At 58.7% G+C, this 3695-nt stretch carries 10 protein-coding genes; all 10 read right to left on the bottom strand.

Features of this window, described 5'->3' with window-relative positions:
- The coding region (locus tag OKC40_RS21955) for a type IV toxin-antitoxin system YeeU family antitoxin (RefSeq protein ID WP_270796985.1) at window positions 1-332 on the bottom strand (332 nt) is incomplete at its 3' end.
- 2 nt (window positions 333-334) lie between these two features.
- Complete coding sequence (locus OKC40_RS21950; protein ID WP_182936061.1) at window positions 335-649, bottom strand: hypothetical protein; 315 nt, start codon at window positions 647-649, stop codon at window positions 335-337.
- An 83-nt stretch (window positions 650-732) separates the two neighbouring features.
- Window positions 733-1089, bottom strand: coding sequence for a hypothetical protein (locus OKC40_RS21945; protein ID WP_043850493.1), 357 nt, complete (start codon window positions 1087-1089; stop codon window positions 733-735).
- Window position 1090: 1 nt separating this feature from the next.
- A complete protein-coding gene (locus tag OKC40_RS21940) occupies window positions 1091-1633 on the bottom strand; it encodes a hypothetical protein (RefSeq protein ID WP_103828994.1) in 543 nt (180 codons plus the stop codon).
- A gap of 81 nt (window positions 1634-1714) precedes the next feature.
- The gene (locus OKC40_RS21935) at window positions 1715-2077 is read right to left on the bottom strand and encodes a hypothetical protein (protein WP_043170869.1); all 363 of its coding nucleotides are present in this window, start codon (window positions 2075-2077) and stop codon (window positions 1715-1717) included.
- Window positions 2074-2289, bottom strand: a complete 216-nt coding sequence (locus OKC40_RS21930) for a hypothetical protein (RefSeq protein WP_029303599.1) — start codon at window positions 2287-2289, stop codon at window positions 2074-2076. Before OKC40_RS21930 ends, OKC40_RS21935 begins: the two co-directional genes overlap by 4 nt.
- Window positions 2289-2795, bottom strand: a complete 507-nt coding sequence (locus OKC40_RS21925) for a hypothetical protein (protein ID WP_077098445.1) — start codon at window positions 2793-2795, stop codon at window positions 2289-2291. The genes OKC40_RS21930 and OKC40_RS21925 overlap by 1 nt, the downstream gene beginning before the upstream one ends.
- 115 nt (window positions 2796-2910) lie before the next feature.
- A complete protein-coding gene (locus tag OKC40_RS21920) occupies window positions 2911-3249 on the bottom strand; it encodes a hypothetical protein (RefSeq protein WP_181023123.1) in 339 nt (112 codons plus the stop codon).
- 24 nt (window positions 3250-3273) lie between these two features.
- Window positions 3274-3465 carry a hypothetical protein gene (locus OKC40_RS21915; protein WP_029303518.1) on the bottom strand — a complete coding sequence of 64 codons (192 nt, stop codon included), beginning with the start codon at window positions 3463-3465 and terminating at the stop codon, window positions 3274-3276.
- A partial coding sequence (locus tag OKC40_RS21910) for a JAB domain-containing protein (RefSeq protein WP_333563280.1) occupies window positions 3462-3695 on the bottom strand: 234 nt, incomplete at its 5' end. The genes OKC40_RS21915 and OKC40_RS21910, both read right to left, overlap by 4 nt.

The following is a 3695-nucleotide window of genomic DNA, read 5'->3' as shown; positions in this document are numbered from 1 at the left end:
CCAAGGGTATCGGCTTCGCAGGTAAAGCCTCCATGCTGGATAGTGATACGTTGCTGGCGCTGGGCATCCAGTTCGCCGGTCAGCAGCTTGGCTTCCAGTTCCTTGATGATGGTAGGTAAGGCAGCCTCCAGCCGGTCTATAGCCTCCTCCTGCCATTCGCCTACCAGTGAGGCCCGATCTGACAGAAAGTGCAGGCGATGATGCTCTTGAATGAGACGAGCCCCAAAGCGCGGCGTCACGTTATGGGGCAAACCCCACTGCGCAAAAATCCGGGTGGGGTGGTCTGGCGCTGCGGGTTGTTGGTCCTGGGTGTGGATGGTTGTCGTGGTCATGATTAGCGATACCTCAATTGGGTGTGGATGATTGTGCCGGGCACATTGTGGCGCTGGCGCAGTCTGTTCAGATGCTCCGGGAGTTCTGTCAGACTGGCCAGTCGCCCCCGGTAGAGCCGGGAGAGATTGACGTAATCGGGATGGCTCACGGTGATGGTTACCTCATGCCCAGGCTGCCAGCGGCCAAATAGACGGGCTTTGGCCTCTTTGATGGTGGTGATGCCGGGAGCGGATAACGTCTGCCGGTTACGCAGATGCAGTTTATTGAGCTCGGGGGCATAGCGATGCACTTCGAGCCCGATGATTAGACGGGTCATGTTCGATGATTCCAGTGTTGCAAAGGGCCAGCCTGTGAAGGCTGGCCCTTTATGCTGTGTGTGGATGAGCGAGACGGTTGGCGTCAACGAGCGCAGTCAGCCATCTCATTGATAACCAGTTTGCCATTCAGCCGGTCCAGCAGGTGCAGCGAGCCGTATTGAGCCACCAGCCGATCTATGGCCATCTGGGCGCATGCCGTTCTGCTGGGCTTATTTTCAGGTATTGCGTAACGAGCGGTGAGCCAGCCACCGAGCAGGGCGATGCGGTATCCGCTCGGGATGTGAGTGAGGGACGTTCCTATCCCCCTACCGTGAATGAGGAAAGGCACGGCCTGGCCGCCGATGCCGATATCGATGCGTTGGCCCTTAAGCTCAAAGGTGGTGATCTCGCCGGTTCGCGGATGTTTGCCGGGCACCTTGATGGTGATGTTCTTAGCCATTTCACACCTCCGGTTTGGCTTCAAAATGGTGGGTCACCGTGCCCGCTTCCGGGTCGATGCTGATAAACGCCGGGGCTTGCGGGTGGTACTGGTAGAGCCGCGCCAGCTCGGTACGAAACGCCTCAACGTTTGGCGCAATCACATGGTGGGTGTCGCCCTCTGCGTAGGTAAAGGTCTCCAGCCTTTCTGTGTTAATCCAGATGCCGAAGTACCACGCATCTTCTTCGGTGTCGTACTGCTGCCAGCCCTGAGCCAGCAGTGTTCGGTCGTAATAGTAGCGGTCAGCCTGATGGCTACCCCGGTCGATGCGGCAGCCGGTCACTGTAAGTTCAAACGGGATACGCCCCGCCTTGTGGGCCTTCTTGACTCTGCGCAGCAGCTTGAGGGCTTTGGCTCTACTACGGCCATTACCGAGTGGTTGCGGCTGCCTGGCCCGCAATCCCAGGTGGGTCATTATCTTCGGCGCGGTGTTGTGGTTGAGCTGACCGATGGCAGTGGTGATCTGCCGAGCGGTCAGGGTCTTGTAATCACGCAGGTCGTGCATGGTTGGGCTTCCTTCAAATGCAAACAGCCCCTCGGAGTGAGGGGCTGTATGGGAGCATGGGTGTGTGCTGGTGGCCGTGGCTCAGGTGTGACTACTCCAATCCGGCTTGTCATTACTACCGTGGTTGACGTAGGCCCCGACAATTACCCGTTGCCACTCACCGACCGGCTGACCCGCTGCATTACAGGCGCAGCGAAAGCGGGCGAAGTTAATCTCTCGTGGCAGGTGCTCACGCATATCCCGTGGACTGACAAAGAGCGTGGTCTTGTGCAACACAGGGTTGGGGGCCACCAGCGGGCCACCAATACGTCGCCCCTCCACATCGTGGGCATAGGCAAAGCCCGGCAGCATCAACTGCTGACTGATGAGCTTGGCAAGCCCTGAGTGAGCACACATGGCCTCCGCTACGGAGGCCTGGCTAAAGCTGTCGTTGAATTCGATCATGGGTGTTTCTCCTTTTCCTCCGGTGAACGGTAAGCAGCTGCCAGCAGCGCAAACTGTTCGACCAGATAGCTGATACTGATGCCCAGTTCATCGCTCACCCCATCCCCTAGACGGTGATGCAGGTGTGCCATGTCATCGGCGACACGTTGGGCTAGGTGGGCCATTGAACTCGGTGGCGAGCTTGCCACTGTCAGGGTGATGTAGAGATCCATCACATCTCTCCCCAGGGTGCTTGCTCCCACAGTGACAGCCGGGTCAGCACGTCTTGCGCCAGCGCCTGCTGCAACTGCTGTATTACCTTCACCAGCCGTGGGGCCTGCTCAGGACTCCCGCTCCATTCGCTCGACTGGTACAGGGCGCAGCAGGTGAATTTGTAGAGGGCTACCAGTTCGGCATCGGTGAGTGGTGCCTGGTGGTAACGATGGGCAGGTTTAAGCGGCCCCAGCTTGTTCGAGCGGTGCTGATGTGGTTCCTTGTGGCCCTGCTGACGCCCAAGCTGATAGCGATGCCAAACAGCACGGCGATTGGCGAGCATCATCAACCGTACCAGCCGGTCAACCCGCCACGTCCAGGTGCTGGTCGTGTCTGCTGGCGGCTGCCACCAGAGGGTGCGCAGTAGCTCCAGGGTGTAGTGCGGTGGCATGGGGGCATTGCAAAAGCGATGTAGCTGCACGGCAAAGGCTAGGTAATCCTTGCGGTCAATCATGAAGGCAGACATTGAGTGACTCCTTGAAATGAACAAGGCCACCTGTAGTGAGGTGGCCTTGCTGGGGGGATCGGAATATCCGGATCATGGTGTTGGCGCGGATGATCCGGGTTTGGGGATGCTGGCGTTATTCGTGCGCCTGCTCTGCGTCTGGGTAAGCCGCATCAAACAGGATGGCGTAGAGCGCACAATCAATGCCGTTGACGGCATCGTGATGCAGGTAATAGGGCGGTGCGTCTCGGGAGCGCTCGAAGTAGTCGCCAAAGCAGCTGAGGCATTCGCGGATCTCGATGGTGGATCCCCGCAGCAAGGCCTCTTCAAGCTGCCTGGCATAACCCTCGTCATCACGCGCCTTGGTGACGGCTTTTTCCAGTAATGCCAGCGCCTCCTCGTTGCAGGCAGTAGCCAGACGATGGCGCAGCTTGCTCAGGGTTTCCTCAAGGGAATAGGGGTTAGGTAATCGCATCGCTCATTTCTCTTTTGGAACGGACTAATGGCGCAGCTGATGCAGCAGCGCATCAATAGCCTCGATACTATCGGCCTGGGTGAGCGGGGAGCCGTTAGGCAGGTGAGCCACGATGGCGGGCTCGGTCTGCATCTCGACGTTGTCTGCCAGCCAACAGCGCAACTCGATGAGGATATCGAGGGCGGTGAGGTGGGTTTTGCCTGGGGTCTGGTTCATAGCTGACCTCTTTCGGCCATCGAGACTAAGCCCTCAGCACCGACCACCAGATGGTCAAGCAATCGCACATCGACCAGCGCCAAGGCTTCTTTGAGGGCCTGGGTAAAGACCCTGTCAGATTGACTGGGTTCCGGGTCACCGCTGGGGTGATTGTGCACCGCGATGATGGCCCCACTGTTGAGCAGTATGGCCCGCTTGACCACTTCCCGTGGGTAGATACTGGCGCTGTC

The sequence above is a fragment of the Aeromonas sp. QDB11 genome, assembly GCF_027705265.1.
GTDB classification, from domain to species: domain Bacteria; phylum Pseudomonadota; class Gammaproteobacteria; order Enterobacterales; family Aeromonadaceae; genus Aeromonas; species Aeromonas allosaccharophila.
Note: the sequence above shows the minus strand (reverse complement) of the source record. Positions and strands in the feature narration are given on the sequence as shown.

Coding starts and splice junctions, on each gene's coding strand:
- OKC40_RS21950 (WP_182936061.1), bottom strand. CDS start 649: ATGACCCGTCTAATCATCGGGCTCGAAGTGCATCGCTATGCCCCCGAG.
- OKC40_RS21945 (WP_043850493.1), bottom strand. CDS start 1,089: ATGGCTAAGAACATCACCATCAAGGTGCCCGGCAAACATCCGCGAACC.
- OKC40_RS21940 (WP_103828994.1), bottom strand. CDS start 1,633: ATGCACGACCTGCGTGATTACAAGACCCTGACCGCTCGGCAGATCACC.
- OKC40_RS21935 (WP_043170869.1), bottom strand. CDS start 2,077: ATGATCGAATTCAACGACAGCTTTAGCCAGGCCTCCGTAGCGGAGGCC.
- OKC40_RS21930 (WP_029303599.1), bottom strand. CDS start 2,289: ATGGATCTCTACATCACCCTGACAGTGGCAAGCTCGCCACCGAGTTCA.
- OKC40_RS21925 (WP_077098445.1), bottom strand. CDS start 2,795: ATGTCTGCCTTCATGATTGACCGCAAGGATTACCTAGCCTTTGCCGTG.
- OKC40_RS21920 (WP_181023123.1), bottom strand. CDS start 3,249: ATGCGATTACCTAACCCCTATTCCCTTGAGGAAACCCTGAGCAAGCTG.
- OKC40_RS21915 (WP_029303518.1), bottom strand. CDS start 3,465: ATGAACCAGACCCCAGGCAAAACCCACCTCACCGCCCTCGATATCCTC.